This is a genomic window from Acidimicrobiales bacterium, assembly GCA_033344915.1.
Classification (GTDB): domain Bacteria; phylum Actinomycetota; class Acidimicrobiia; order Acidimicrobiales; family Aldehydirespiratoraceae; genus JAJRXC01.
The window spans coordinates 3,748,668-3,771,783 of the sequence record JAWPML010000001.1; the positions used below are offsets into that span (position 1 = coordinate 3,748,668).

The 23,116-nt window shown below is 70.1% G+C and carries 27 protein-coding genes, 2 tRNA genes and 1 other RNA gene; 15 read left to right on the forward strand and 15 right to left on the reverse strand.

Annotated features, from left to right (window positions below; genetic code table 11):
• Positions 1–51 precede the first annotated feature (51 nt).
• Genes R8F63_18115 through R8F63_18125 form a run of 3 tightly spaced genes read left to right on the forward strand, consistent with a single transcriptional unit; the run spans position 52 to position 1,582 of the window.
• Positions 52–540: an SRPBCC domain-containing protein gene (locus tag R8F63_18115; GenBank protein MDW3220529.1), complete on the forward strand. Its 489-nt coding sequence runs from the start codon at positions 52–54 to the stop codon at positions 538–540.
• Positions 537–917: a metalloregulator ArsR/SmtB family transcription factor gene (locus R8F63_18120; protein MDW3220530.1), complete on the forward strand. Its 381-nt coding sequence runs from the start codon at positions 537–539 to the stop codon at positions 915–917. Before R8F63_18115 ends, R8F63_18120 begins: the two co-directional genes overlap by 4 nt.
• Positions 914–1,582, forward strand: coding sequence for a DUF899 family protein (locus tag R8F63_18125; GenBank protein MDW3220531.1), 669 nt, complete (start codon positions 914–916; stop codon positions 1,580–1,582). The genes R8F63_18120 and R8F63_18125 overlap by 4 nt, the downstream gene beginning before the upstream one ends.
• Here R8F63_18125 and R8F63_18130 read toward each other — a convergent pair.
• Positions 1,579–2,541 (reverse strand): YafY family protein, encoded by a 963-nt coding sequence (locus R8F63_18130; GenBank protein ID MDW3220532.1) that lies wholly within the window; start codon positions 2,539–2,541, stop codon positions 1,579–1,581. The genes R8F63_18125 and R8F63_18130 overlap by 4 nt on opposite strands.
• Positions 2,542–2,629: 88 nt before the next feature.
• On the opposite strand from R8F63_18130, the gene R8F63_18135 reads away from it, so the two are divergent.
• From R8F63_18135 to R8F63_18145, 3 genes are all read left to right on the forward strand, one after another.
• Positions 2,630–3,649, forward strand: a complete 1,020-nt coding sequence (locus R8F63_18135) for an ATP-binding cassette domain-containing protein (protein ID MDW3220533.1) — start codon at positions 2,630–2,632, stop codon at positions 3,647–3,649.
• On the forward strand, positions 3,646–4,458 hold the full coding sequence (locus R8F63_18140) for an ABC transporter permease (GenBank protein ID MDW3220534.1): 813 nt from the start codon (positions 3,646–3,648) through the stop codon (positions 4,456–4,458). The genes R8F63_18135 and R8F63_18140 overlap by 4 nt, the downstream gene beginning before the upstream one ends.
• Positions 4,459–4,521: 63 nt before the next feature.
• Complete coding sequence (locus R8F63_18145) at positions 4,522–5,424, forward strand: hypothetical protein (GenBank protein ID MDW3220535.1); 903 nt, start codon at positions 4,522–4,524, stop codon at positions 5,422–5,424.
• Between the two features lie 56 nt (positions 5,425–5,480).
• Here R8F63_18145 and R8F63_18150 read toward each other — a convergent pair.
• From R8F63_18150 to R8F63_18185, 8 genes are all read right to left on the reverse strand, one after another.
• Positions 5,481–5,570 (reverse strand) — tRNA-Ser (locus R8F63_18150).
• 69 nt (positions 5,571–5,639) lie between these two features.
• Positions 5,640–6,917 (reverse strand): hypothetical protein, encoded by a 1,278-nt coding sequence (locus R8F63_18155; GenBank protein MDW3220536.1) that lies wholly within the window; start codon positions 6,915–6,917, stop codon positions 5,640–5,642.
• Between the two features lie 45 nt (positions 6,918–6,962).
• Positions 6,963–7,769 carry a hypothetical protein gene (locus R8F63_18160; protein ID MDW3220537.1) on the reverse strand — a complete coding sequence of 269 codons (807 nt, stop codon included), beginning with the start codon at positions 7,767–7,769 and terminating at the stop codon, positions 6,963–6,965.
• A gap of 80 nt (positions 7,770–7,849) precedes the next feature.
• Positions 7,850–8,896 carry a haloalkane dehalogenase gene (locus R8F63_18165; protein MDW3220538.1) on the reverse strand — a complete coding sequence of 349 codons (1,047 nt, stop codon included), beginning with the start codon at positions 8,894–8,896 and terminating at the stop codon, positions 7,850–7,852.
• Positions 8,897–8,918: 22 nt separating this feature from the next.
• Positions 8,919–9,503, reverse strand: a complete 585-nt coding sequence (locus tag R8F63_18170; protein ID MDW3220539.1) for an META domain-containing protein — start codon at positions 9,501–9,503, stop codon at positions 8,919–8,921.
• A 70-nt stretch (positions 9,504–9,573) separates the two neighbouring features.
• On the reverse strand, positions 9,574–10,182 hold the full coding sequence (locus R8F63_18175; protein MDW3220540.1) for an META domain-containing protein: 609 nt from the start codon (positions 10,180–10,182) through the stop codon (positions 9,574–9,576).
• 34 nt (positions 10,183–10,216) lie between these two features.
• Positions 10,217–10,687, reverse strand: a complete 471-nt coding sequence (tadA, locus tag R8F63_18180; GenBank protein MDW3220541.1) for a tRNA adenosine(34) deaminase TadA — start codon at positions 10,685–10,687, stop codon at positions 10,217–10,219.
• Positions 10,662–11,102 (reverse strand): hypothetical protein, encoded by a 441-nt coding sequence (locus R8F63_18185; GenBank protein MDW3220542.1) that lies wholly within the window; start codon positions 11,100–11,102, stop codon positions 10,662–10,664. Before R8F63_18185 ends, tadA begins: the two co-directional genes overlap by 26 nt.
• A 109-nt stretch (positions 11,103–11,211) precedes the next feature.
• Between R8F63_18185 and R8F63_18190 the strand changes: the two genes are divergently transcribed.
• From R8F63_18190 to R8F63_18200, 3 genes are read left to right on the forward strand one after another with little or no spacing between them, the layout of a single operon-like run.
• A complete protein-coding gene (locus R8F63_18190) occupies positions 11,212–12,018 on the forward strand; it encodes a helix-turn-helix transcriptional regulator (GenBank protein MDW3220543.1) in 807 nt (268 codons plus the stop codon).
• Entirely contained in the window at positions 12,015–12,410 is a 396-nt protein-coding gene (locus tag R8F63_18195) for a nuclear transport factor 2 family protein (protein MDW3220544.1), read from the forward strand. Before R8F63_18190 ends, R8F63_18195 begins: the two co-directional genes overlap by 4 nt.
• Before the next feature lie 22 nt (positions 12,411–12,432).
• Positions 12,433–13,245: a peroxiredoxin family protein gene (locus R8F63_18200; protein ID MDW3220545.1), complete on the forward strand. Its 813-nt coding sequence runs from the start codon at positions 12,433–12,435 to the stop codon at positions 13,243–13,245.
• A 47-nt stretch (positions 13,246–13,292) separates the two neighbouring features.
• Here the strand turns inward: R8F63_18200 and R8F63_18205 are convergent, their stop codons facing one another.
• The 3 genes from R8F63_18205 to lspA all read right to left on the reverse strand — a co-directional run bounded on the left by R8F63_18205 (position 13,293) and on the right by lspA (position 15,352).
• A complete protein-coding gene (locus tag R8F63_18205) occupies positions 13,293–14,057 on the reverse strand; it encodes a molybdopterin-dependent oxidoreductase (GenBank protein ID MDW3220546.1) in 765 nt (254 codons plus the stop codon).
• Complete coding sequence (locus tag R8F63_18210; protein ID MDW3220547.1) at positions 14,050–14,778, reverse strand: cytochrome b/b6 domain-containing protein; 729 nt, start codon at positions 14,776–14,778, stop codon at positions 14,050–14,052. The genes R8F63_18205 and R8F63_18210 overlap by 8 nt, the downstream gene beginning before the upstream one ends.
• Positions 14,779–14,863: 85 nt before the next feature.
• The gene (gene lspA / locus R8F63_18215; protein ID MDW3220548.1) at positions 14,864–15,352 is read right to left on the reverse strand and encodes a signal peptidase II; all 489 of its coding nucleotides are present in this window, start codon (positions 15,350–15,352) and stop codon (positions 14,864–14,866) included.
• Between the two features lie 59 nt (positions 15,353–15,411).
• Between lspA and R8F63_18220 the strand changes: the two genes are divergently transcribed.
• On the forward strand, positions 15,412–15,969 hold the full coding sequence (locus tag R8F63_18220; GenBank protein ID MDW3220549.1) for an NADPH-dependent FMN reductase: 558 nt from the start codon (positions 15,412–15,414) through the stop codon (positions 15,967–15,969).
• Between the two features lie 49 nt (positions 15,970–16,018).
• Here the strand turns inward: R8F63_18220 and R8F63_18225 are convergent.
• A tRNA-Ser gene (locus tag R8F63_18225) sits at positions 16,019–16,106 on the reverse strand.
• Between the two features lie 97 nt (positions 16,107–16,203).
• Between R8F63_18225 and ffs the strand changes: the two genes are divergently transcribed.
• The 4 genes from ffs to recR all read left to right on the forward strand — a co-directional run bounded on the left by ffs (position 16,204) and on the right by recR (position 19,291).
• An RNA gene (gene ffs / locus R8F63_18230) (signal recognition particle sRNA small type) lies at positions 16,204–16,302 on the forward strand.
• 46 nt (positions 16,303–16,348) lie between these two features.
• Complete coding sequence (gene dnaX / locus R8F63_18235) at positions 16,349–18,316, forward strand: DNA polymerase III subunit gamma/tau (GenBank protein ID MDW3220550.1); 1,968 nt, start codon at positions 16,349–16,351, stop codon at positions 18,314–18,316.
• A complete protein-coding gene (locus R8F63_18240; GenBank protein ID MDW3220551.1) occupies positions 18,309–18,680 on the forward strand; it encodes a YbaB/EbfC family nucleoid-associated protein in 372 nt (123 codons plus the stop codon). The genes dnaX and R8F63_18240 overlap by 8 nt, the downstream gene beginning before the upstream one ends.
• Positions 18,677–19,291 (forward strand): recombination mediator RecR, encoded by a 615-nt coding sequence (recR, locus tag R8F63_18245; GenBank protein ID MDW3220552.1) that lies wholly within the window; start codon positions 18,677–18,679, stop codon positions 19,289–19,291. The genes R8F63_18240 and recR overlap by 4 nt, the downstream gene beginning before the upstream one ends.
• A gap of 292 nt (positions 19,292–19,583) precedes the next feature.
• On the opposite strand, the gene R8F63_18250 is transcribed toward recR, so the two are convergent.
• Complete coding sequence (locus R8F63_18250; protein ID MDW3220553.1) at positions 19,584–20,198, reverse strand: DivIVA domain-containing protein; 615 nt, start codon at positions 20,196–20,198, stop codon at positions 19,584–19,586.
• Between the two features lie 103 nt (positions 20,199–20,301).
• Here R8F63_18250 and mce point away from each other — a divergent pair, with 103 nt between their 5' ends.
• Entirely contained in the window at positions 20,302–20,706 is a 405-nt protein-coding gene (gene mce, locus R8F63_18255; protein ID MDW3220554.1) for a methylmalonyl-CoA epimerase, read from the forward strand.
• A gap of 9 nt (positions 20,707–20,715) precedes the next feature.
• On the opposite strand, the gene hrpB is transcribed toward mce, so the two are convergent.
• Positions 20,716–23,079, reverse strand: coding sequence for an ATP-dependent helicase HrpB (gene hrpB / locus R8F63_18260; GenBank protein MDW3220555.1), 2,364 nt, complete (start codon positions 23,077–23,079; stop codon positions 20,716–20,718).
• Positions 23,080–23,116 lie beyond the last annotated feature (37 nt).

Here is a 23,116-nt window from a genome sequence, read left to right on the forward strand (position 1 = left end):
GCAACAAAAGGTTGCATGTTGGTGCCCAACGGCTAGGGTGATCTGCAACGTATGGTTGCACAACACGAAGCCCAGGAAGAGTACGGAACGATCGAGCGATCGATCCAGATCGACGCGTCGCCCGAGACGGTGTTCGAGGTGATCACCAGTCCCGCGCACCTCGAGCGCTGGTGGCCGGACGAGGCGCGCTTCGAGCCAGTCGTCGGCGCGACGGGTCAGCTCGTGTTCGGCGATCCGTCGACCGGCGATGCGACCGTGCCGAACATCACGGTCCTGTCGCTGGAGCCGCCCGAGCGGTTCACGTTCCGGTGGATCCACCCGGACGACACAGAAGCCGGGGAGCACAACTCCCTGCTCGTCGTCTTCGAACTGGCGCCGTCGGACGGCGGCACGATGCTGCGGATGTCGGAAACCGGCTTCCGCGAGCAGGGATGGGAAGTCGCCGTGCTGGAGGAGAACTTCCGGCTCCACGAGGCGGGATGGGACCGGCATCTCGCTCGCCTCGTCGCCTACGCCCCCACGGTTCGGACGCCGGCATGAGCATCGCCACCGACGACGAGCTGTGGTTCGCGATCGGCGACCCGACCCGCCGCCACATGATCGACCTCCTCGTCGAGCAGGGTCGGGGAACCGCGAGCTCGCTCGGCAGCGCGTTGCCCGTGTCGCGCCAGGCCGTGGCGAAGCATCTCGCCGTGCTCGAGCGCGTCGAGCTCGTCCACTCGACCAGAGACGGCCGCGAACGCGTGTACCGACCTGGCCACGCCCAGCTCGCGCGGGCGGCGAAGCAGCTCGCCGCCGTCGGCTCGGGCTGGGACCGCCGCCTCGCCCGCATCGCGCGGATCGCCGAAGACATCGAGCGCGACAAGCGCGCCTCGAAGCCGAAAACCACTCGCGAATCCCGGGAGGGTTCACCATGATCACTACGCCGATCGTCTCGGAAGAGGCCTGGCACGAAGCCCGCGAGCAGCTGCTCGTCACCGAGAAGGAGGTCACGCGGGCCCGCGACGCGCTCGCCGCGGCTCGGCGCCGCATGCCCCGCATGGCCGTCGAACGGGACTATCGCTTCGAAGGGCCCGACGGGTCAGTGAGCCTGCTCGACATGTTCGAGGGCCGACGCCAGCTCATCGTCTACCGGTTCTTCTACGAGCCGGGCGTGCACGGGTGGCCCGACGCCGGCTGCACCGGCTGCTCGCTCATGGCCGACCAGGTGGGTCACCTCGCTCACCTCAACGCCCGCGACATCACCTATGCGCGCGTGTCGCGTGCGCCCCAGGCGAACATCGCCACGCTGAAGGCGCGGATGGGTTGGGACGCGCCCTGGTACACGATCACCGACGACTTCGATCGCGACTTCGGCGTCGACGAATGGCACGGCACCAACGTGTTCGTGCGCGAGGGGTCGGAGATCACCCGTACCTACTTCGTCAACCTCCGCGGCGACGAGGCGCTGGGGAGCACCTGGAGCTATCTCGATCTCGCGCCCCTCGGTCGCCAGGAGGCGTGGGAGTCGTCGCCCGACGGCTACCCGCAGGACCCTCCGTACTCGTGGTGGCAGCGCCACGACGAGTACCCCTCGGCCTAGCCCGCGAGCCGCGCGGCCAGGCGCCGGACCGCATCGGCGACGTCGGCCGGCTCGACGACGTTCACCGGTGCGACGAGGGCGACGCGGGCGATCGCGAGCACGAGCCAGTCGAGGTTGTCGGACCGGATGCGGACCACGCACGAGTCGGCCGTGGCCTCGACCACGTGGTGGTCGGTGTGGCGGAGCACGTCGTCCAGCTGCGCGGGGGCGGCGCCGATCGTGACGAGCGCCTCGAGGTCGCGGGGGACCGACGAGAGCGACGCGGCGACGAACGCGGCTGCGTCGCCGCCGGGGATCTCGCGGGGCGTGAACCGTCGCCCGGCTCGGGCCGCGTCGGCGAGTCGATCGAGACGGAAGGTGCGCCAATCGTCGCGGCGCAGATCCCACGCGACGAGATACCAGCGGCGCCCGGCGGTGACCATCTGGTGGGGTTCGACCAGACGACTGCTGTCCTCGCCGTCGCGCCGTCGATAGTCGAAGCGCACCTCTTCGTGATCGCGGCAGGCGCCGGCGAGCACGGCGAGTGCGTCGGCGTCGATGACCTCCGCCTCGCTCGATGACCAGCGCATCGCGGTGACGCTGGCGTCGAGGGCGGACACCCGTCGCTGGAGTCGGTCGGGGAGGAGTTGCTGGATCTTGGCGAGGGCCTGGAGCGACGTCTCCTCCATGCCGCTGATCGCGGCATGGGCCGCGGCCCGCAGACCGATCGCGACGGCGACCGCCTCGTCGTCGTCGAGCACCAGGGGCGGCAGGTGCGAGCCGGCGGCGAGGCGGTAGCCGCCCTCGGTTCCGGGCGTCGCATCGACGGGATAACCGAGATCGCGGAGCCGGTCGACGTCGCGCCGCACCGTCCGTTCGGTGACCTCGAGTCGCTCGGCGAGCTCCGAGCCGCGCCACATCCGGTGGGTCTGCAGGAGCGAGAGCAGCTGGAGGGCCCGTCCGGTCGGGTCGTTTCGCATGTTCCGAGCATTTCACACGTTCCGGACCGATTCTGTCCGCAATCGCTTCTAGGGTTCTCGAACCAAGAACCTCACGAAGGACATGCGAATGCCTCCCACTTCCTCTGACCAGCCGGCGCGGCGTGGTCTCGCGATCTCGGCCCAGGGACTGAGCCGCACGTTCGACGCCAACGACGCGGTGCGCGGACTCGACCTCGCCATCGCGCCGGGTGAGATCTACGGCTTCCTCGGACCGAACGGGGCCGGCAAGTCGACCACCGTGCGCATGCTCTGCACCCTCCTCGCGCCCACCTCGGGCACGGCCCGCGTCGCCGGCTACGACATCGTCGAGCACCCCCAGCAGGTGCGGCTGCGGATCGGCGCCGCCTTGCAGGAGATCTCCCTCGACCCGCGCCAGACCGGCACCGAACTCCTTCGCCTCCAGGGTCGCTTCTACGGGCTGAAGCACTCCGTCATCGACGAGCGGATGCGTGCGCTCACGAACCTGGTCGACATCGGCGACGCGCTCGACCGTCGCATCGACACCTACTCCGGTGGCATGCGCCGCCGTCTCGACCTCGCGGCTGCGCTGCTCCACGAGCCCGAGGTGCTCTTTCTCGACGAGCCGACCACAGGGCTCGATCCCGCCAGCCGGGCCCGGGTCTGGGAGGAGGTGCGCACCCTCAACGAGCGACTCGGTATGACGATCCTGCTGACGACCCAGTATCTCGAGGAGGCCGGCGCGCTGGCCCACCGGGTCGGCATCATCAACGACGGGCAGCTCGTCGCCGAAGGCACGCCGGACGAACTGAAGCGCCAGGTCGGCCGCGACATCGTGATCGCGGAGATCGCCGGCGATGCCAGCGTCGCGCGTGATGCGCTCATCAACGTCGCGGGTGTCGATTCGATCGACGTCGACGGCGATGTCCTGCGCATCTCGACCGCGGACGGCGCCAAGACGATCGGGCCCGTCGCGATCGCGCTCGACACCGCCGGCATCGAGTTCGACGGGCTCAGCCTCCGGTCGACCTCGCTCGACGACGTGTTCCTCGAGTTGACCGGCACCGGTCTCCACGCCGACGCCGACCCACACACCAGTACCAACACCACCATGGAGGGTGTCCGATGACCGCCACCGACATCGCCGAGCCCATCGGCCAGACCCTCGCCGCGCCGAGCGGCTTCGTGCGGGACACGCTGACCGTCGCCGGTCGTGCGCTGCGAGCCGTGCCCCGTGACCTCGAGGCGGTCGTGCCCCCGGTGCTCATCGCGATCTTCTTCTTCGTCGTGAACATCGCCACCTTCGAGCGGCTCACCGAGGCCGCTGCCGGCGGGTTCGACTACACCGCGTTCCAGATGCCGACCGCGATCCTCCTCGGGGTCACCGGCGTGTCACGAGCGCCCGCCGTCGTGCTCGACGTGCAGCACAAGTATCTCGACCGGATGCTGCTCACGCCGGTGCGCCGCACGTCGATCCTCGTCGGCCACATGATCGCCGACATCGCCGTGGCCGCCGCGCTCACGCTCCCGATCGTCGGCCTGGGGTTCGCCCTCGGTGTCCGCTTCGAGACCGGCGTGATCGGGTTCGTGGCGTACCTCGCGATCGTGGCCTTCTGGGCCCTGGCGTTCGCCGGCTTCGGTTACGCCATCGCCCTCAAGACCGGGAACCCGGCCGCTGTGAATTCGAGCTTCATGCTGTTCTTCCCGTTCCTGTTCCTCACGACGTCGTACGTGCCGCGCGATCAGCTGACCGGCTGGCTGGACACGGTTGCCGGGTTGAACCCCGTCACCTACATCCTCGAGGGCATGCGCTCGCTCGGCCAGCGGGGCTGGGAGTGGGACACGCTCGCCGAGACGGTGATCGCGATCGGGCTCGTCGCCGCGCTCAGCATGTGGATGTGCTTCGCTGCGCTCCGGGGGCGCGTCAACCAGAACTGACGGGTCCCCGTCGCCACAACGGCGGCCTTTTGTCATCCGACCGGATTTCCTACTGTGGGAGCCGTGGAGGCTTTCGACTTCCCCGGCGAGGATCCGTTCAAGCGCCGCCCGGGTTGTCTCCTGTCGCGTATGTTCCTCGCGTTCGCCTTCATGGCGATGGCCGCCGTACTCGGCGTCTACTGGATCGTCTTCATCGACGAGTCCGATGACGGTGAGGGCGACGCGTCGACGGCCACCGACACCAGCGACGAGATCGTCGGTACGGTCCCGCCCTCGATCACGCAGGTCGAACCCCTCACCGTCGACGAGACCGGCGGGTTGTCGTGCACCACGGAGTCCTTCAGCGCCACCGTCAGCTCGGGAGATGTGCGGGCTGCTCCCGAGGGGACGGGGGAGATCCTGCTGGGTCTCACCGGCACCGCCGAGGACTTCGACTTCGCCCTCGCCGGCGACGAGGAGCTCCTGGCCGGTCTCGAGCTGCTCGACCAGTTCGCCGGGCCCGATCTGCATCAGCTGATCCTCGAGCGCGACGAGCCCTTCCCGGAAGGACCCCGTGACCTCGTCCTCACCGTCAGTGCCGCCGAGAATCAGTGCAGCATCTCGCTCACGTTCGAGGCCTACGAGTCGAGCTCGACCTCTGACGATCCCTTCGGCGACCTGACCGGACTCCGCTGCACGACCGCGGGTCATCAAACCCTCTTCAACGGCAACTACTTCGAGATGACGCCGGACGAGATCTTCGATCGCGAGCTGTACGTCGAACCCGACCGCGACGAGACACCGGTCAGCCTGAGCGGCGATCCCGAGTTCGTCGGCGCGGCCGTGGCCGCCCACACCGGCGACCTGCTCACGATCCGGGCCCGCGACGGTGCGTTGCTGCCGGTGGGGCAGTGGAGCATCACGGTGTCCCTCGCGCTTCCCGATGGCGAATGCGCCTACGACCTCACGATGGTGGTCGAGCCCTGAACACGAGGGCGCAGCGGCCCGGACGCGAAGAATCCCGGCCGAGGCCGGGACACTTCTGGCGGAAGGTATGGGATTCGAACCCATGGTGACCCGGAGGCCACAACGGCTTTCGAGGCCGCCCCATTCGTCCGCTCTGGCAACCTTCCGCCGACGAGGTTACCGGTCCGACCGGGGTGGCAACACCGATTCGGGGATCGGCCGAGCTCGGCGGATGGTCATCCCGCGGGTGGGAGGAAGGCCTCGACTTCGACGCCGTGCTCCCGGCCGAGATCCTCGAGGACGCTCGGGTCGATCAGCTGGAGGAGCGTCAGCAACTGAACCTGCGCGACCGCGTCGAGCCCGGCGGGACTCAGGTCGAGGTTCTCGTCGATGAAGTCGATGAGATCGGACGTCATCCGGATGTCTCGACCGGTCGGAACGTCGACCCCCGGCGACACCACATCGGTGAGCATCTCGTGGAGCCGCGGTTCGAGCGCGTCCGAGACGATGCTCACGCCCAGGTTCGAGTGGCCGTAGACCTTCTCCAGGACCGAGATGTAGTCGGGCGCGTCGTCGAGCCGGGGATCGGCGCCCGGGAAGAGGGGATCGCCTCCGTCGACGCGGAGACGGAGCCCTTCGTCGTCACGAGACAGAAGGAGGGCGGCCAGCCCGGCATTGTTGATCTGGGAGACCGCCGTGCCCTCGTAGGCGAGCGACGGATCGCGCAGCAACAGCTGTCCGTGGGACACGGCGCTCAGGACGTTCGCGACGATCTCCTCCGCGAGTTGGCCCGTTCCGTCGTCGTGGAGGACTTCGTGTCCCATCGAGGGGATCAGCAGCTCGAGCCGCTCCCCCCGGAGTCGCTCGTTGACCGTCAGGGTGCGCGGCCCCGCGCCGAACCCTTCACCCTCGGAGGTGGCGATCGCACCGTCCCAACGCGTCTCGCCGTAGTCGAATCCGGTGAAGTCCGTCTCGGGATCCGCGAGATGGTCGATCATCGGCTCCCAGATGGTCCCGACCGAACCGGCGAGCGCGGCGCGAAGACGTGGCGCGGGGAGGATGGCGGCGTAGGTCGGGTCGTCGAAGATCTCGAGCGCGCGGTCGACGAGCCCGGGGCGGCTGTTCATGAACTCGACCAACCGGGCTCGCTCGGCGTCCTCGTCATGGGGCGCGTCATCGGGCGCGGGCGGAAGCGGATCGCCGTACAGCGTCTCGCCCCGCTGGAAGTTCAGCGAGAAGAGTGAGCGGCGGGCCGGTTCGAGATCGGCCGCCCGGAGCGCCGCGTCAGCTGCGTCGATCGCCTCCTGATCGTTGGCGACGGGCTCGGTCGTCGACGGTGTGGTGCCGGGACCGGCCGTGGTGGAGGTGGTCGTGGCCGCGCCCGGTTGGGTGGTCGAGCTGGGCACGTTCTCCGTGGTCTCCGGGCTGTCGTTGCTGCACCCGGCAACGGCAAGCGCGAGCGTGACGAGCGCGGCGGTCAGTCGCCGGTTGGTCAACGGACGCGAGGTCCACATTCGTTCGACAGTACCCGCGCCGCCGCGGTCTCGTCGGAGCGCCGATCAGGAGGCGAGGAGCGGGTCGGGTCCGATTGGAGACAGGAACTCGTCAGCGAGATGCGTCAGGAAACGGCGGGCGGCGTGGATGCGTTCGGCGATGTCGCTGACGACGGGCGGGACGGCCGCGGTGTCGCGGCGCGCCTGCTGATACGAGCGGGCGCCGACGAGCTCCAGCGCATCGAGCCCCGGGGTCGACGACCCGGGATCGCACAGCTCGAGGATCTCGTCGCTGTTCATGCCGAGGGCGATGCCGACCTTCTCCGCCTTGTCCTGCGACAGCACGCCGTTCCCGATGGCATCGGCGTGCACGCCGGCGATGTAGAGCGAAAGGTCGCCGACCCGGCGCAACACGAGGACGCGCTCGTGCTCGGACACGGCGGCGAGCCAGTCGACGAGGTCCCACGGGTCGCAGCCGCCCTCGGGTACGGGTGCGGCGGCGGGGTCCACCATCGACGCGAGGAGCCTCGCGATGAACAGGACTCGGCCGGGCGCGGCGACGAACTCCTGGACCGGTTCGACGTCGAACACGGGGAGGCGCGACCGCGGCCCGATCCAGTCGTTCACGTAGGTGCTCGCGAGGAGGTCGTCGGCGGCGACGCGGGCCATCACCGCGAACAGGACGAACGGGGCGGGCGCGTCGGCGAGCGTTTCCGCCTCGAGGACCGATGCGACGAGCTCCGGGTCGGTCAGCAGGTCGTGGATGGCCCACGGGCGACGGGCGAGTTCCGCGGCCAGGTCATCGGCGTCGCGATCGCAGGCCGCGGCGAGGGAGGTGATCTCCGTCTCCGTGAGCCCGATCTGTGAGGCCATGTACACCGATCGGCGTCGGTTCAGCGGTCATGAGGAGAAGGTGGGACGGGACTCTGACCCCGGCGTCTCAACCTTGCTTCTCAGGGCTGGGGGGTGGCGGCGATCCAGGTGGCGATCTCGGCAGCGAGGTCGGGGCCTACGTCCTCCTGGATGAAGTGGCCGGCGTCGGGATAGTCCTTGTGGGGCTGTCCGGCGGCACCGGCGATCTGCACGCGGGTGGCGTCGCGGGTCGCCTGGTCGCCGAAGATGGGGTCCATCAGGCCGAACATGCCGAGCACCGGACGGGGGAACGCGTCGAGCGCGGCGCGGGCGGCCTCGTTGGTCGGCACGTCGCCCAGCGTGTTCACCAGCGACGGGAACATGCGGGTGCCGGCCATGAAGATCCGGCTCGGATACGGCGCGTCGTAGGCGGCGAGCTCCTCGGCGCTGATGTCGCGGCGGATGGAGGCCTCCATGACGACGGACGGCACGAAGTCCCGGCCGACCATCGCGTAGGCGATCCAGTCACCGAAGACGCTCATGCCCCCTTCGCCGCCCTCGCCGCCGGTCACGAAGGGGAACGCGAGGTCCTGCGGCTCGTGCGTCTCCGGCTCGGGGAACGGGGCGAACCCCTCGGGGATCACGGCCAGCTGACCGTTGGCGACCACGACGCGGGCGAAGCGGTCCGGGTTGTTGCCCACGCACCGGAGACCGATCAGCGACCCCCAGTCCTGCACCACCGGCGTGATCGCGTCCAGGCCGAGCACGTCCATGAACTCCTCGATCCAGGCGACGTGTTGCAGGAACCGGTAGTCCGCCATCTGCACCGGCTTGTCGGACTTGCCGAAGCCGATGTGGTCGGGGGCGATCACCCGCAGGCCGGCGTCGGCCAGCACCGGGATCATCCGGCGGTAGAGGTAGCTCCAGTCGGGCTGGCCGTGGAGGAGCAGGACGACCTCGCCGTCCGGGTCGCCGGCGTCGACATAGTGCATGCGCATGCCGTCGACGTCCGCGTAGTTCGGGGCCCACGGGTAGTCGGGGAGGTCGTCGAAGCACTCGTCGGGCGTGCGCACGAACGGCCGGCCGCTCGCCGTCCGGTGGATCTCGGCCTCGTCGGCGGAAACGTCCGGCGGAAGCAGAATGGACATGGGGTCAGTCACCTGTCCGTTCTCACGCGGGCACGGCGGCGATCATGACGTTGCCGTTGCGCCACAGGGTGAGGACCCCGTCGGCGAGGTCGAAACTCGCCGCCGCTCGAACCGCGCCGGGGATGGCGAGGTCCTGGTCCGTGTACTCGGGCTCGCAGTCGATCTCGGTGCGGCTGAGCGGTTCGAAGTCGATGCCCTGGCCTTCGGGCGGCCCGTTGTCGTCCTCCGGCACGTAGTAGGCGCCCCATGTCGCGTACTCGCCCTCCGCGGTGTTGCACCCGGTGTCGACTGTGACGGTGGTGCCGTCGAACGTGATCGTCGGCGAACCGGCCGGCGTCGCCTCACCTTCGGCGCCGGCGAGCTGGAACGTCGTGATCGACCAGGTGCCGACGAGTTCGGGACCACGATCGCCGGGAACGTCGGACCCGTCGTCGCCACTGCTGTCGTCGCCGCTGGCGTCGTCGGCACTGTTGTCATCGCCGCTGTCATCAGCCGAGCTGTCGTCGGAGGGGTCGGCCGTGGATCCGCTGTCGTCACCGCACGCCGCCGCGATCAGGCTGAGCCCGCCGGCGAGCAACACGACCCGAAGGAGAAGGTTGAATCGCATGCCCACGACGCTAGTCGGGGTCCACCGCCTCGGGTCGAGAAGGGACAGGTGTCTGACCCCCTGTCCCTTCTCAGGCGGGGACGGTGGACACGAGGAGGAACTCGTCGAGCAGCGAGATGCTGCCGTCGTCGGCGATGCGGAATCGGGTGGCCGCGGCGAAGTTGGCCGGGAGGTCGACGTCCTGTTCGCCGAGGAACCCGTCACAGCCGATCTCCGTCTGGCGGAGGTCGGTGATGGCGATCGACTGGCCCTCCGGTTCGTCGTCGAGGGCCGAGGACGGGACGTAGTAGGTGCCGCTCGTGGACCACTGCCCGGAACCCGAGTTGCAGCCCGTGTGGTAGGCGAGGGAGCCGTCGCCGTTGAACTCGATGAACGCGGGCGTCTCGCCGACCACGTTCGTGAGGCCGGCACCGTCGGGCAGTGAGTAGTTGTCGATCGTCCACCGCCCCACGAGGTCGGCCGAACGATCGACACTCGGCTCGTCGTCGCCGAACAGGTCGATGTCGCCGCCGTCGTCGCCGCTGTCGTCGGCGTTGTCACCGGCGTCGTCGGACGGGGCGTCGGTCGGCAGGGGCTGTCCGCCGGGGAGCGGCCCGTCAGCGTCGTCGCCACAGGCTGCGACCAGGAGGCAGAGGGCACCGGCGAGCAGCACCATACGCAGGAGCGGGTTGGACCGCATGGCCGCGACGCTAGTCGCAGCCGCTCGCGTCGGCTCAGGTCGCTCGGCGGGCGGCGAAGAAGTCGGTGAGCAGGGCCGCGCATTCGTCGGCCCGAACGCCGTGCACGGTCTCGAACTCGTGGTTCAGCCGGGGGTCGCTGCCGAGCGAGTACAGCGAACCACAGGCGCCGGCCTTCATGTCCGCCGCGCCGTAGACCACCCGGGCGACCCGCGCCTGTTGCAGGGCGCCGGCGCACATCGGGCACGGCTCGAGGGTGACGACGACCGTCGCGCCCTCCAGTCGCCACGAGCCGAGCGCCTCGGCCGCGTCGCGAACCGCCAGCAGCTCGGCGTGGGCGGTGGGGTCGTTCGTGGCTTCCCGTTCGTTGTGACGGCGGGCGACCACGGTGCCGTCGATGACGACGATCGCGCCGACGGGCACGTCGCCGTGCTCCTCGGCTCGCCGGGCCTCGTCGATGGCCAGGCCCATCAGGGCATCATCAGTTGGATACGGCGACTCGCTCACGGGCCTGACCGTATCCGGCTGTCGGCTGGGTCGCCTTCGCCCGAAGCCAGGCCTGCGCGGTGCCGAAGTCGGCCACGGCGAGCCCGATCACGACGGCGACGATCACGCCGGTGGTCGAGAGCACGCCGGCCGCCACGACGATCACGGTGCCGATCACCCACGCCGCGTCCGCCGCAGACACGGCGAGCGCAGCCGGCAGGAGTCGCTGCTCGGTGGTACGGGCGGCGAGGGCGACGTCGATGCCGAACACCACGAGCCCGGCCCCGAGCAGGCGGGTCAGCGCGACATGGTCGATGCCGAGCTCGCGTGAGACCCAGGAGCCGGCGGCGAGGGCGATCACCCCGCCGACTACGGAGAACGCGGCGTTGGTGGCGAGGACGAGACGGAGACGATGGATGGCAGTGGTGGGAGTCATGCCCCGACCGTCGCGCCGTCGCGCCCCCACGGGCGATGACGTGGGAGGTACAACGCCATGACCCGGGAGGTAATCGTGAGCGTGACCTCGTTGTCCCTACGATGCGGTCATGATTCCCTCCGCGACGGCGACGATCACGTTCGGCGACGAGCTGCGCCGCTGGCGCGAGGCGCGCCGGCTGAGCCAGCTCGCCCTCGCGTCGGAGGCGGACGTGTCGCAGCGTCACCTCAGCTTCCTCGAGAACGGCAAATCCAAGCCGAGCCGCGAGATGGTGCTGCACCTCGGTCGATCGCTGGACCTGTCGCTGCGCGACCAGAACGCGCTGCTGACCGCGGCCGGGTTCTCGCCCGAGTACGCCGAGCGCGGCCTGGACGACCCGGACCTCGACGAGGTGCGTCACACCCTCGAGGCCGTCATCGCCGCCCACGGTCACATCCCGGCGTATGTGATCGACCGGGGCTGGGACCTCGTGATGGCCAACCCCGCCGCGATCGGGCTCAGCGCGCTCGCCGGGATCACCCCGCCCCTCGACGTCGCCGCCAACGTGATGCGCACCTGCTTTCACCCCGACGGGATCCGGACGAAGGTCGTGGACTGGGAGCGGTTCGCGACGGCGCTGATCCATCGCCTCGAACGCGAGATGGTCCATCGTCCGTTCGACGATCGGCTCGCCGAGCTCCTCGCCGAGGCCCGCAGCTACCCCGGTGTCGCCAAGCTCCCCGAGCGCGCCCCGCTCCCGACGGGCAACGACCTGATGCTGCCGATGCAGGTCCGCACCGACCACGGCGTCCTCCGGTTCATCTCGATGATCGCCACGATCGGCGAGCCGTTCGACGTCACCCTCGAGGAGCTGCGCATCGAGACCCTCCTCCCCGCCGACCGATTCACCGAAGACGCCCTCAGGAGCGTGACATGACCGAACTCGTGATCCCCGACGACGCCCCGCCTCCCCTCGTCCACTACCTGCACATGTGGAACGAGCGAGACCCGGACGTGATCCGCCCCCACCTCGACCGGTGTGTGGCCGACGACTGCCTGTGGGTCGATCCGCTGCACCAGCACGTCGGGCGCGACGCGCTGGAGGAGAACGTGCGGACGTTCCGCACCGAGTTCCCGGACGCCGTGCTGGCGCTCGGCAGCAACATCGACAGCCACAACGGACGCCATCGCTACGAGTGGGTCATCACGGTGGAGGGCGGGGAGACGTTGCTGATGCGCGGCTTCGACGTCGCCACCGTGAACGACGCCGGCATGATCGACCGAGTCGACGGGTTCTTCGGGATGCTGCAACGATTCGGACCCGAGTAGCAGCGCAAGGAGTGTGGTCGCCGTGGCCGGCCTGGAGAACGACTGGCAAGCGAAGCTGAAACGGGTGTTCATCCTCCCGCTGATCCTCGGCAACATCGCCTTCGTGGTGGTGGGCATCGTGACGGGCTGGTGGGGTGTCGCGATCACCGCCTCCGGCCAGCTGCTGTTGTTCGCCCTGATCTCGATGAAGTTCTCGCGCCGAGTCAACGCCGCGCCGGCGGTTGTCATCGGTGGTGCCGGGGTCGCGATCTCGTTCACGCAGGGCACGGGTGCGGCCGTGCTCGCCCTGCTGTGCTTCGCGCTCCTGCTGTCTTATGTCTTCTGGTATTCGACCAACGGGCGCACACCGAGTGCGGCGCTCGCGGTCGGGTCGCCGCTGCCCGAGCTGACGTTCACGGATCTCGACGGCAACCGGGTGAGCAGTACGGAGTGGATGGGCTCGCCGACGGTGCTGCTCTTCTACCGGGGCACGTGGTGCCCGCTGTGCACGGTGCAGGTCCGGGAGGTCGCGTCCGAGTACCGCGACATCGAGGCGCTCGGGGCCCGGGTCGTCCTCGTGAGCCCCCAGCCGGCCACGGAGTCGGCCAAGCTCGCCCAGCAGTTCGACGCGCCGATGACGTTCCTGGTCGACGAGGACAATGCGGCGGCGCGCGTCCTCGGCATCCAGCATCCCGGCGGCGCTCCGCTGGGGGTCGCGACGCAGCCGGAGTCGGTGTTGCCGACGGCGGTCGTGCTCGACGCCGACGGTGTCGTCCGCTTCGCCCACGAGACCGACAACTACCGAATCCGCCCCGACCCCGAGCTCTTCCTCGACACCCTCCGCACCCTGAGTTGAGACGCCGGGGTCAGAGTCCCGTCCCACCTTTGCGTTCGGAAACTCGGCTAGAGGCCGGCGTAGTAGTCGTAGCCGCGTTCGCCCCAGTAGTCGCGGCCCTGTTCGCGGCGGAAGTGGATCTCGCCGATGCGCTTGATCTGCTTGATCCCGTACTTGAGCGGCGTGGCGAGGCGGAGGGGCGCGCCGTTGCGCTCGCTGATCGGCACGCCCAGGTTCTCGTAGGCGAGCAGGGTCTGGCGGTGACGCATCGTCTCGATGTCGACGGTGACGTAGTACCGGCGGTCGGGGGTCTCCAGGTAGACGTCGCTGATGTCGTCCGGCAGCTGGTCCTCGTAGAGCGCCATGAAGTCCGAGAACCGGGCCCCGCCCCAGTTCGTCACCTGGGCCCAGCCCTCGATGCACTTGTGTTCGATCGTCATCTCGTGGTGCGGGAGCGCCCTGATGTCGTCGAGGGTGTGGGTGCCGAGGAGATCGCCGTCGGGGCCGAAGACCTGCAGCTCCCAGCCGTCGAGATCGAGGTCGGTGCGGATCCCGAGCGTCCCGTTGACCCGCAGGATCGACGCGTCGCTGCGGGGGAACTCCTTGGCGTCGTGGCCCTCCCGGAACAACGAGGACCAGATGCGTTCGTTGAGCTCGTGGCCGTCCCGCAACACCTGCGGGATGCCGTCCGCCTTCGGCTGGTCCTGCACCCAGCGCCACCCGCGATAGCCGAGGAAGCTCGCCGCGCCGCCGACGAGCAACGACCGGCGCAGCCGCCGACGGTACTCCTCCTCCGTCAGCTCCTCCTTCTCGCGAAAGCCCGGATCAGTCATGGGACTCGACCTTCCGATCGACGACCTCGTAGCCGGTGACCATGCTCATGAAGTTGCGGAACCCGGCCCGGGCGACCTGGAGGATGTGGACGACGAAGAAGAGGCAGAAGAGGATCGTCACGGTGAAGTGGATCACCCGGGCGGACGTGTAGCCGCCCAGCATCCATGTGAGGAACGACAGCTGCGTCGGCTTGAAGATCGCGAACCCCGAGAGGATCGCGAGGAAGCCGAGGAGGAGCACGAACGAGTAGGTCAGCCGCTGCGCCTCGTTGTAGCGGCCTCGGTTCGGCGGCGCGTCCTTGCGGAGATGGAGGTCGTGCAGGAGCACGTGCCACGCGTCCTTGAGGTGCCGTCGGCGGGGGACGAGCTGGCGCCACTCGCCGGTCCGCCAGGTGTAGATCGCGTAGGCCAGCCCGTTGATGGTGAAGAGCCAGGCGAAGTTGAAGTGGAACGCGAGACCGCGGGCGAGTCGGCGTTCGAGCTGGAGCGACTCGTAGACCGGATCCGGGAAGAAGGCGAACCACTCCCAGCCGAGGATCCCGAACGCATAGATGTCCTCCGCCCAGTAGATGCGCAGGCCGCTGTAGATCATGATCGTGATCAGCGGGAAGTTGATCCAGTGCATCCAGCGCGAGCCGCGGCGGTGCTTGAGCACGGCGACGCGCTCGCTCGTGGGTGGCGCAGCGTCGTCCCCCGGTGGCGCTTCCAGCGTGTCGGTCACGTGTCGTCAACGACGGGGCGCCGCGGATCGTTCCCGAGCGGATCGATCCGGCGCGAAGGTGGGACGGGACTCTGACCCCGGCGTCTCAACTGGGTGGGGCGTCCGTCTGGCGGTGTTCGACGAGTTCGTCGATGACGAAGGCGATGCAGCCGCAGACGACGAAGATGTCGGCGATGTTGAACACGGCGTACCAGCTGACGTCGATGAAGTCGATCACCTTGCCGGAGAGGAAACCGTCGTCGGCTCGGAAGATGCGGTCGAGCAGGTTGCCGATCGCGCCGCCGAGGATGATCGCGTAGAGGGTCATGCGACGGGTCCGGGTCTCCCGCACGATCTGCCAGGCGAGGAAGGCGCACAACGCGATGACCACCAGGCCGACGATGTTGCCGCTCCCGCTGCCCGTGCTGAACGAGAACCCGGAGTTGTAGGCGAGATCGAATTCGAGGCTCGGCAGCACGTCGACGGTGCGGTTGCCGCTGAGGCGATTCAGCGCCCACTCCTTCGTCACCTGGTCCAGACCGACGGCACCGAGGACGATCAGGGCTGCGTAGGTGAGTCGCCGGCCACGAGACATGGCGGTCACGGTACCGGCAGCCTCGGAATGCGCGAGCATGTCGCGGCGTTGGGAGGCATGTGCCCGACCTGACGATCGCCGCGGTCATCGGCAGCCTCAAGGCCGCCTCCGTGAACCGAGCGGTGTTCGAGGCAGCCGGCGAGCTGATGCCCCACGGGGTGGAACTCGTGGAGGCGCCGATCGCGGCGGTGCCACTCTTCAACGAGGACGTCGAGGCCGTCGGCGATCCCGCGCCGGTCGTCGCCCTGAAGGACAGTGTCGCCGCGGCGGACGGCTTGATCATCTTCACCCCCGAGTACAACGGCTCGATGCCGGGCGTGACGAAGAACGCCGTCGACTGGCTCTCCCGCCCGTTCCTCACCGGGCCGATCGCCGGCACGCCCGTCGGCCTGGTCGCGGCCACCCCGGGACGTCGGGCGGGCGTCGGCGTCCGCGAGCACCTCGCGCTGACGGTCGCCATGACCGGCGGCTCGGTCCACGAGGAGACGCACGGCGTGGGCGGCATCCACGGATTGCTCACCGACGGCGCGCTGACGGACGAGGAGGCACGCACCGCGCTGCGCACGTGGATCAAGGGCTTCGTCGCCTTCGTCCACCGCCAGCCCGTCGAAGGTTGACGGCCCCGGACGCGACGAGCCCCGGCTCGCAGGCCGGGGCTCGATCGGATGGCGGAGGGTGTGGGATTTGAACCCACGGAGGCTTGCACCTCACACGCTTTCCAAGCGTGCCCATTCGGCCGCTCTGGCAACCCTCCCGGACCCGCCGGAGCGGGCATGTGTGTGGTCCCCGCGGTGCGGGTTCCAGGGCGAAAGGGTAGCGTGAAACCTGCAACGCCCGTTTCGGGGTGTGGCGGTCGGGTCCTGTGCAACAGGCGCCTGTGAACCGAGTCAGGGCCGGAAGGCAGCAGCTCTCAGCGGAGCCGCTTGTGTGCCGCAGATCGCCTGGCCGCCACTCCCGGAAACGGGCGTTGTCGCGTGTCGCTAGAGTCGGACGGACATGGCCTACCAGTCGCTCTATCGCAGGTACCGTCCGCAGAAGTTCTCGGAGATCCGCGGCCAGCATCATGTCGTGAGCGCGCTCCAGAACGCGGTCGCGAAGGGCGAGGTCGGCCACGCCTATCTGCTGCACGGACCGCGGGGCACGGGCAAGACCACCTCGGCCCGCGTGCTCGCGAAGGCGTTGAACTGCACCAACCTCGGCGACGATTCCGAGCCGTGCGGCGAGTGCGAGAGCTGTGTCGCGATCGAGGAGGGACGCTCGTTCGATCTGCACGAGCTCGACGCGGCGTCGAACAACGGTGTCGAGGACATGCGTGACCTGTTGGCGAAGGTCAACCTCGGCACGCCGGGCAACGCGAAGGTCTACATCCTCGACGAGGTCCACATGCTCACGCGGGGCGCGGAGAACGCCCTGCTGAAGACGCTCGAGGAGCCACCGGACCACGTGATCTGGGTGCTGGCGACGACCGAGCCGCACAAGGTCGTGCAGACGATCCGCAGTCGCTGCCAGGTGTTCGAGCTGAGCCTGCTCGGGGCCGACGAGCTCACGGACCACGTCCGCTCTGTGATCGACGATGCCGGGCTCGATGTGGACGAGGCCGCGATCGACTATGTCGTGTCGGTGGGCGGCGGCTCGGTGCGCGACACCTTGAGCGCACTCGATCGGGTCGTCGCGGCCGGCGGTGTCGTGGAGATCGACGAGTCCACGGATCTCCTGCTCTCGTCGCTCGCGGACCGCGACGCGACGATCGCGCTGGCCTCGGTCGGCGATGCGATGGGTCGGGGCAAGGATCCCCGCACGATCGGTGAGGCGATCCTCGCCGGCCTGCGCGACGCTTTCCTCACCGCGATGGGTTCGCCGCCACCCCGGCTCACGCCGAGCGAGACCCTGCGGGCGGAGGAGATCGCCGGACGGATGTCGCCCGCTGCGATGACGCGGGCCCTCGAGGTCATCGGCACAGCCCTCGTCGACATGCGTGCCGCGCCGGACCCGCGTGTCGACCTCGAGGTCGCCCTGGTCCGCCTCTGTCGCGCCGACGCGGACCGCTCGGTCGACTCACTCGTCGAACGCGTCGACCAGCTCGAAGCGCGCCTCGCCGGCGGCCCCGCCCCCGCTCCTGCACAGACCCCGCCCCCCGCGCCCGCTCCGACCCCTGCGCCGGCCCCAGCGGCCGAACCGCGACCGGCACCCGTCGCCGCCGCGCCGGAACCCGAGGCCGCGCCCGAACCCGAACCCGAGCCGGCCCCGGCGAGCTCCACCGATGCGCTGCCGCCCCCGCCGTCCGTCGCGTCGAACGAACCCGACGAGCCGGAGGCGGACAAGTCGACGGGTCCCGCAGCGGCGGCGCGGGCGGCGCTCGCCGCGAAGATCGGACGGGCGGCGCCGGCGATCGAGTCGGTCACCGACCCGGATCCGCCGGCCGCACCCCCGCCGCCTCCCGTTGCCGCGGTCCCCGATCCGGTCGCCTCGCCCGAGTCGGCCGCGGAGTCCGCGGCCGAGGCGTTGCTCGCCCTACGCCCCGAGTCGCCGCGTGAGGTCGTGCAGTTGGCCGGTGAGCATCTGGGCATCGACAAGGACGTCGTGGTGGCCGCGGCCAACGAGCTGCTCGGCCCGGCCGACGGGCCGCGGTCGGCCGGTGAACTGGCCGGGCTCTGGCACGCCCTCGTCGGCCAGTACGCCGGCCCGGACGCGGCCGACGAGCCCCCGGCCGACGAGCCCGTGGCGCCGCCACCCGCACCGCTGGCCGCCGTGCCCGACCCGGAACCCGAGCCGGAGCCGCAGCCGGAGCCGCCGAGCGCGCCGGACGATCCGTTCGCCGATGCCGCGCCGCCGGTGTCCGACGAGGACATCGACCTCCACGATCTGGTCGATGCGCCGGCCCACACCGAACAGATCATCGAGAAGGTGACCGAGGCGTTCCCCGGTGCCGAACTCCACGTCCCCGAGGAGCCCCCGAATGAGTGACACACCCGACGACGCGAACCCGTTCGGCGGCACCGGCATGCCCGATCTCGGCGGTCTGCTCGAGTCGGCCCAGCAGATGATGGCGAACGCTCAGGCGGCCGCGTCCGAGATCGTGGAGGGCGCCGCCGGCGGGGGCCTCGTGAAGGTCGAGGTCGACGGCCACTTCGCGTTTCACTCGGTGACCATCGATCCGTCGGCGATCGATCCCGATGACCCCCAGCTCCTCGAGGACCTCGTCCTCGCCGCGCTGCGCGACGCGGCGGCGAAGCTCCAGGCCGGTCAGTCCGGCGCGATGGGCGGCATGGACCTCGGCGGTCTCGACCTGGGCGGCCTCGGTGGCCTGCTCGGCGGCGGAGATCAGTGAGCTACTCCGCAACGGTCCAGGAGCTCATCGACCAACTCGGACGACTTCCCGGCATCGGACCGAAGTCGGCCCAGCGGGTCGCGTTCTACCTCCTGAAGGCCCCGCCGGAGGAGGCGATGCGCCTCAGCCGGGCGATCACGGAGGCGAAGGAGCGGGTGTCGTTCTGCGCCCGGTGCTTCAACCTCTCCGAAGGCGGTGACGAGTGTGCCATCTGTCGCGACCCGCGCCGCGAGGAGCGCCTCGTGTGTGTCGTGGAGGACAGCCAGGACATCGTGGCCGTCGAGCGGACCCAGGAGTTCCGCGGTCGGTACCACGTGCTCCAGGGCGCCTTCAGTCCGATCGACGGTGTCGGTGTCGAACAGCTCCGCGTGAAGGAGCTGATGACCCGCGTCGGCGAGGAGGACATCGAGGAGGTGATCGTGGCCACGAACCCGAACCTCGAGGGTGAGGCCACGGCGGCGCTGCTCGTGAAGTACCTCAAGCCGATGGGCGTGCGCGTCACCCGGATCGCCAGCGGGCTCCCGGTAGGCGGCGATCTCGAATACGCCGACGAGCTGACCCTCGGACGGGCGCTCGAGGGCCGGCAGGTCCTCGACGAGGGCGCCGGCTGAGCGGGCGAGCCGGGGATCGGGGGATCGGAAAACGCACGAGGCGCCGTCTCGTGCCTGCCGGGCGCGGGCGGTATGGATTGACCGGCAGATCCGAGACGACGCCTCGTGGTAGTCCACGTTGGTCGGGGGGAGGAAGGGGATTGGGTTGGCAATCCACGAACCGATCCGGCCGCTGTGTTGCGGTTACATTACGATAATGACAGCCCAATGACAAGCCCTGTTTGAACATTTCTTTTCGTCATGTTCGGGGACGCGTCGAAGCCGGCGGCCCATGCTCGGTTCGGCCGAGGTTTCAGGCGGACTTGCGCCCGGCTTCGTCGTCGTCTTCGGCCCACGCCACGTCGTCGTCCGGGTCCGCGACCGTCAGGGCGAGTTCGGCGGCCTGGTTCACGCCGACACGGGAGACCGATGTCTGGATGTCGGCCATCGCGGCCTGGAGCCGGTCGTGGACGTCGCGCTCGGCGGCGAGGAGCCGGTCGAGTCGCTGCTGCGCCTCGTTGATGACCTTGGTCGATCGTTGGCGGGCGTCCGCTTCGGCCGCCGAGAGGATCTCCTCCACCTGGGTGTCGGCCCCCTCGACGAGTTCGGCCGCGGCCTTCTCGCCCTCGGCGACGGTCTTGGCGGCAACGGCGGCGGCGTCCTTCGTGATCCGTTCGGCATCGCTGTCGGCGGCGGCGCGCACCGCGTCAGCGTCCTTGGTCGCCGACGCGATGAGTTCCTCACCACTCTTCACCGCCTGGTCGAGGACGGCACTCACCGACTCCGACACACTTTTCACGCCGTCGCGCTCGAGCGTGCGGATGCGTTCCGCGGCCTTGCGCAACAGCTCCCGCACGGCCTCGGGGTCGTAGCCCGTATCGGTGCTGTCGAACTCGGCCCGTTCGAGGTCTTCCGGCGTCAGTTCCACGCTGTCGAGTATCGCACCACGGCCGACTCGGGTGGTGGCAGACGAACGCGCACCGTGACCCCGCACCGGTTGTCGGACGCCCCACCCCCGGTTCTACGATGCGATGGTGCAGCTCACCGAGATCGACCACATCGCCATCGCCGTCCACGACCTCGAGGCCGCGATCGCCTACTACGGCGAAGCCTTCGGCGCGGAGGTCCACCATCGCGAGATCGTGGACTCCGACGGCGTCGAGGAGGCGTTGATCAAGGTCGCGGACAGCTACATCCAGCTGACCGCCGCCACCCGTGACGACTCGCCGATCGCCAAGTATCTCGAGAAGCGGGGCGAGGGTCTGCACCACGTGGGCTATCGGGTCGACGACTGCGCGGCCGCGCTCGCCCGGATGGTCGAGGCCGGCGCCACCCCGATCGACCAGGCCCCCCGGCCGGGATCGCGGGGCACCACCGTCGCCTTCGTCCACCCCAAGGGCAGCTTCGGCACGCTGATCGAGCTCGTCCAGGAGTAGGGCGCCGGGTCAGCCCTCGAGGGTGACGGTTCCCTCCGGCGTGATGAGGGTGGCCGTCAATCCCGGCGGGCCGGTGGCCACGTCGATCGGCACGGCGTACTCCCGCAGCCGCGATCCGATCGCCGGGTCGTCGTGGCGGAGGTCGAGCGACAGCAGCGAGCAGCCCTGCGCCGACGTCGCCGCCGGGGTGATGCCGGGCCACTCGATCAGGAAGGGCAGGACGCCGTCGCCGTCCGCGGGCGGAACGGTCAGCCGCCACTGGAGGACGGCGCCCTGTGGCGTCGTGCGTTGCATCGCGAACGCGTCGCCGGGGTCGACACCGCGCGTCCGGGCCCACGCGATCCACACGTCGATCGACGCGACGCCGGCGGCCCAGGTGACGAGCCGAGGCTGGTCGAGGTCGTCGATACCGAACGGGCGGGACGCCGGCGGCTCGGGCTGGCCCGCATCGGGTCCGACGACCTCGAGGTAGGTGGACCCGCCGAGGGCGAGCAGGACATTGCGTGAGCCCATCCCGTCGTGGCGCCCCCCGTCGGTCGGCTCGACCCCCCAGGTCTGACGGATCTCGGCCAGCGTCGCGTCGAGGTCGGGTGTCGCGTAGACGAGATGGTCGATCGTCGCCTCGAGTCGCGCCGCCCGGTTCACGACGGGCTCCTTCGGCCGCCCACCCAGATCGACGGCGACCAGACCGCGCGCCTCCGCCAGGGGGTCGGCCCGATCGATCTTGGCGTTGCGGCCGTCGATCAGTTGCAGGTGGCCCCGCACCCCGGCCTTCGGGCGGGCGATCCGATCCGGGAAGCCGGTGGCGAGCACCGCCCCCATCGCGTTCGGGTCGAGCGCGTCCGGATCGATGTCGGTCGTCGCGATGCCCTGGCGCCGGGCGAGATCCGCGGCGCGGTCGCGTACCTGACGCAGTGCCCGCCCGTCGGCCGCCGGGTGGTGACGGTCGCGGTCGAGGACGAGGGCCAACCGCTCGTGCAGGTCGACGGGGAGTTCGGTCGGGCGGCCCCGGAGCACGTCGCGGTCCTCGAGCAGGGCCGTCAACAGGCAGGCGAGCCACGGATCGCGGGACTCCACCACCATGCGGGCGAGACGGGGATGGGCGGGCACCCGGGCCATCCAGAGGCCGCGCTCGGTCGGGGTGCCGTCGTCGTCGAGCGCGCCGAGCCGCTGGAGCAGAGCCACCCCGTCGGCCCACGCCTGCTCGCCGGGAGGATCGAGGAAGGGCACCTCCGCCGGGTCGGTGATGCCGCGCTGGGCGAGATCCAGGACGAGATCGGACAGCTCCACCTCCGCGATCGCCGGGGGAAGGAACGGCGGTCGGGCCGCGTGCTCCATCTTCGACCAGAGCCGGAAGGCGATGCCGGGGCCCGTCCGCCCGGCCCGTCCGGCCCGCTGGTCCGCCGAGGCGCGCGACGTGGACACCGTGTGCAGCGCGGTCATGCCGGTGCCGGAGTCGTGGCGGGGGACGCGGGCGAGTCCGCTGTCGACGACCGAGCCGATCCCCTCCACCGTCAGGCTCGTCTCCGCCAGGTCGGTGGCCAGGACGATGCGCCGGTTCGCCCGCGGAAAAAGGGCGGCGTCCTGTTCGGCCGCGGGCAGCGAGCCGTGGAGCGGGAGAACGGCCGGACCGTCGGGCCCGAGCACGTTGTGCAGCTCGCGTTCGGCGCCGCGGATCTCGCCGACGCCGGGCAGGAACACGAGCACATCGTCGTGGCCCCGTAGCGCCTCCTGCACGACGGACACGACCGCGGGAACGATCGGCGCCCGCCGTTTGCGCGGCCGCCACCGCACCTCGATCGGGTGGGTCCGCCCGCCGGAGGTGATGATCGGCGCGGGCCCCGCGTCGCCGCCGAGCAACGCGGCGACGGCGGCACCGTCGAGCGTCGCGGACATGACGAGCAGCCGGGCGCGCAGTCCGTGGTGGAGCCGTGAGTGCAGAGCGAGCGCCAGCCCGGTGTCGCCAGGGAGCGAGCGTTCGTGGAACTCGTCGAACACGACGAGGCCGACGCCGTGCAGGGTCGCGTCGTTCACCAACCGCGCGGTGAGGACGCCCTCGGTCACCACCTCGATGCGGGTGGTCGGGCCGACCCGTCGGTCGTCCCTGGTCACCCAGCCGACCGTCTGGCCCGGCTCCTCACCGAGCATCGCCGCCATGCGCCGGGCGGCCGCCCGGGCCGCGACGCGGCGGGGTTCGAGCAGGACGATCCGGTCGGTCCCGAGCCACGGCTCGTCGAGCAGGCGGAGCGGGACGAGCGTGGTCTTGCCGGCACCCGGCTCGGCCTGGAGGACGGCATGGCCCGCGCCGGCCAGTGCGTCGCGGAGCTCGGGAACGACCTCTTCGACCGGCAGGTCGGTGGTGGGAAGCGGCATCGGCTGCATCATGCCGCGTGAGCGCGGCGGGTGTGCG

What these genes read in the sequence shown, in the direction of transcription:
- R8F63_18175 (MDW3220540.1), bottom strand. Translation starts at nt 10,182, where the DNA reads ATGCGGTCCAACCCGCTCCTGCGTATGGTGCTGCTCGCCGGTGCCCTC.
- R8F63_18240 (MDW3220551.1), top strand. Translation starts at nt 18,309, where the DNA reads ATGAGTGACACACCCGACGACGCGAACCCGTTCGGCGGCACCGGCATG.
- R8F63_18160 (MDW3220537.1), bottom strand. Translation starts at nt 7,769, where the DNA reads ATGGCCTCACAGATCGGGCTCACGGAGACGGAGATCACCTCCCTCGCC.
- R8F63_18130 (MDW3220532.1), bottom strand. Translation starts at nt 2,541, where the DNA reads ATGCGAAACGACCCGACCGGACGGGCCCTCCAGCTGCTCTCGCTCCTG.
- lspA (MDW3220548.1), bottom strand. Translation starts at nt 15,352, where the DNA reads ATGTCTCGTGGCCGGCGACTCACCTACGCAGCCCTGATCGTCCTCGGT.
- R8F63_18120 (MDW3220530.1), top strand. Translation starts at nt 537, where the DNA reads ATGAGCATCGCCACCGACGACGAGCTGTGGTTCGCGATCGGCGACCCG.
- R8F63_18135 (MDW3220533.1), top strand. Translation starts at nt 2,630, where the DNA reads ATGCCTCCCACTTCCTCTGACCAGCCGGCGCGGCGTGGTCTCGCGATC.
- R8F63_18185 (MDW3220542.1), bottom strand. Translation starts at nt 11,102, where the DNA reads ATGACTCCCACCACTGCCATCCATCGTCTCCGTCTCGTCCTCGCCACC.
- mce (MDW3220554.1), top strand. Translation starts at nt 20,302, where the DNA reads ATGGTGCAGCTCACCGAGATCGACCACATCGCCATCGCCGTCCACGAC.
- R8F63_18195 (MDW3220544.1), top strand. Translation starts at nt 12,015, where the DNA reads ATGACCGAACTCGTGATCCCCGACGACGCCCCGCCTCCCCTCGTCCAC.
- R8F63_18205 (MDW3220546.1), bottom strand. Translation starts at nt 14,057, where the DNA reads ATGACTGATCCGGGCTTTCGCGAGAAGGAGGAGCTGACGGAGGAGGAG.
- R8F63_18170 (MDW3220539.1), bottom strand. Translation starts at nt 9,503, where the DNA reads ATGCGATTCAACCTTCTCCTTCGGGTCGTGTTGCTCGCCGGCGGGCTC.
- R8F63_18165 (MDW3220538.1), bottom strand. Translation starts at nt 8,896, where the DNA reads ATGTCCATTCTGCTTCCGCCGGACGTTTCCGCCGACGAGGCCGAGATC.
- R8F63_18190 (MDW3220543.1), top strand. Translation starts at nt 11,212, where the DNA reads ATGATTCCCTCCGCGACGGCGACGATCACGTTCGGCGACGAGCTGCGC.
- R8F63_18125 (MDW3220531.1), top strand. Translation starts at nt 914, where the DNA reads ATGATCACTACGCCGATCGTCTCGGAAGAGGCCTGGCACGAAGCCCGC.
- dnaX (MDW3220550.1), top strand. Translation starts at nt 16,349, where the DNA reads ATGGCCTACCAGTCGCTCTATCGCAGGTACCGTCCGCAGAAGTTCTCG.
- R8F63_18140 (MDW3220534.1), top strand. Translation starts at nt 3,646, where the DNA reads ATGACCGCCACCGACATCGCCGAGCCCATCGGCCAGACCCTCGCCGCG.
- hrpB (MDW3220555.1), bottom strand. Translation starts at nt 23,079, where the DNA reads ATGCCGCTTCCCACCACCGACCTGCCGGTCGAAGAGGTCGTTCCCGAG.
- R8F63_18115 (MDW3220529.1), top strand. Translation starts at nt 52, where the DNA reads ATGGTTGCACAACACGAAGCCCAGGAAGAGTACGGAACGATCGAGCGA.
- R8F63_18155 (MDW3220536.1), bottom strand. Translation starts at nt 6,917, where the DNA reads ATGTGGACCTCGCGTCCGTTGACCAACCGGCGACTGACCGCCGCGCTC.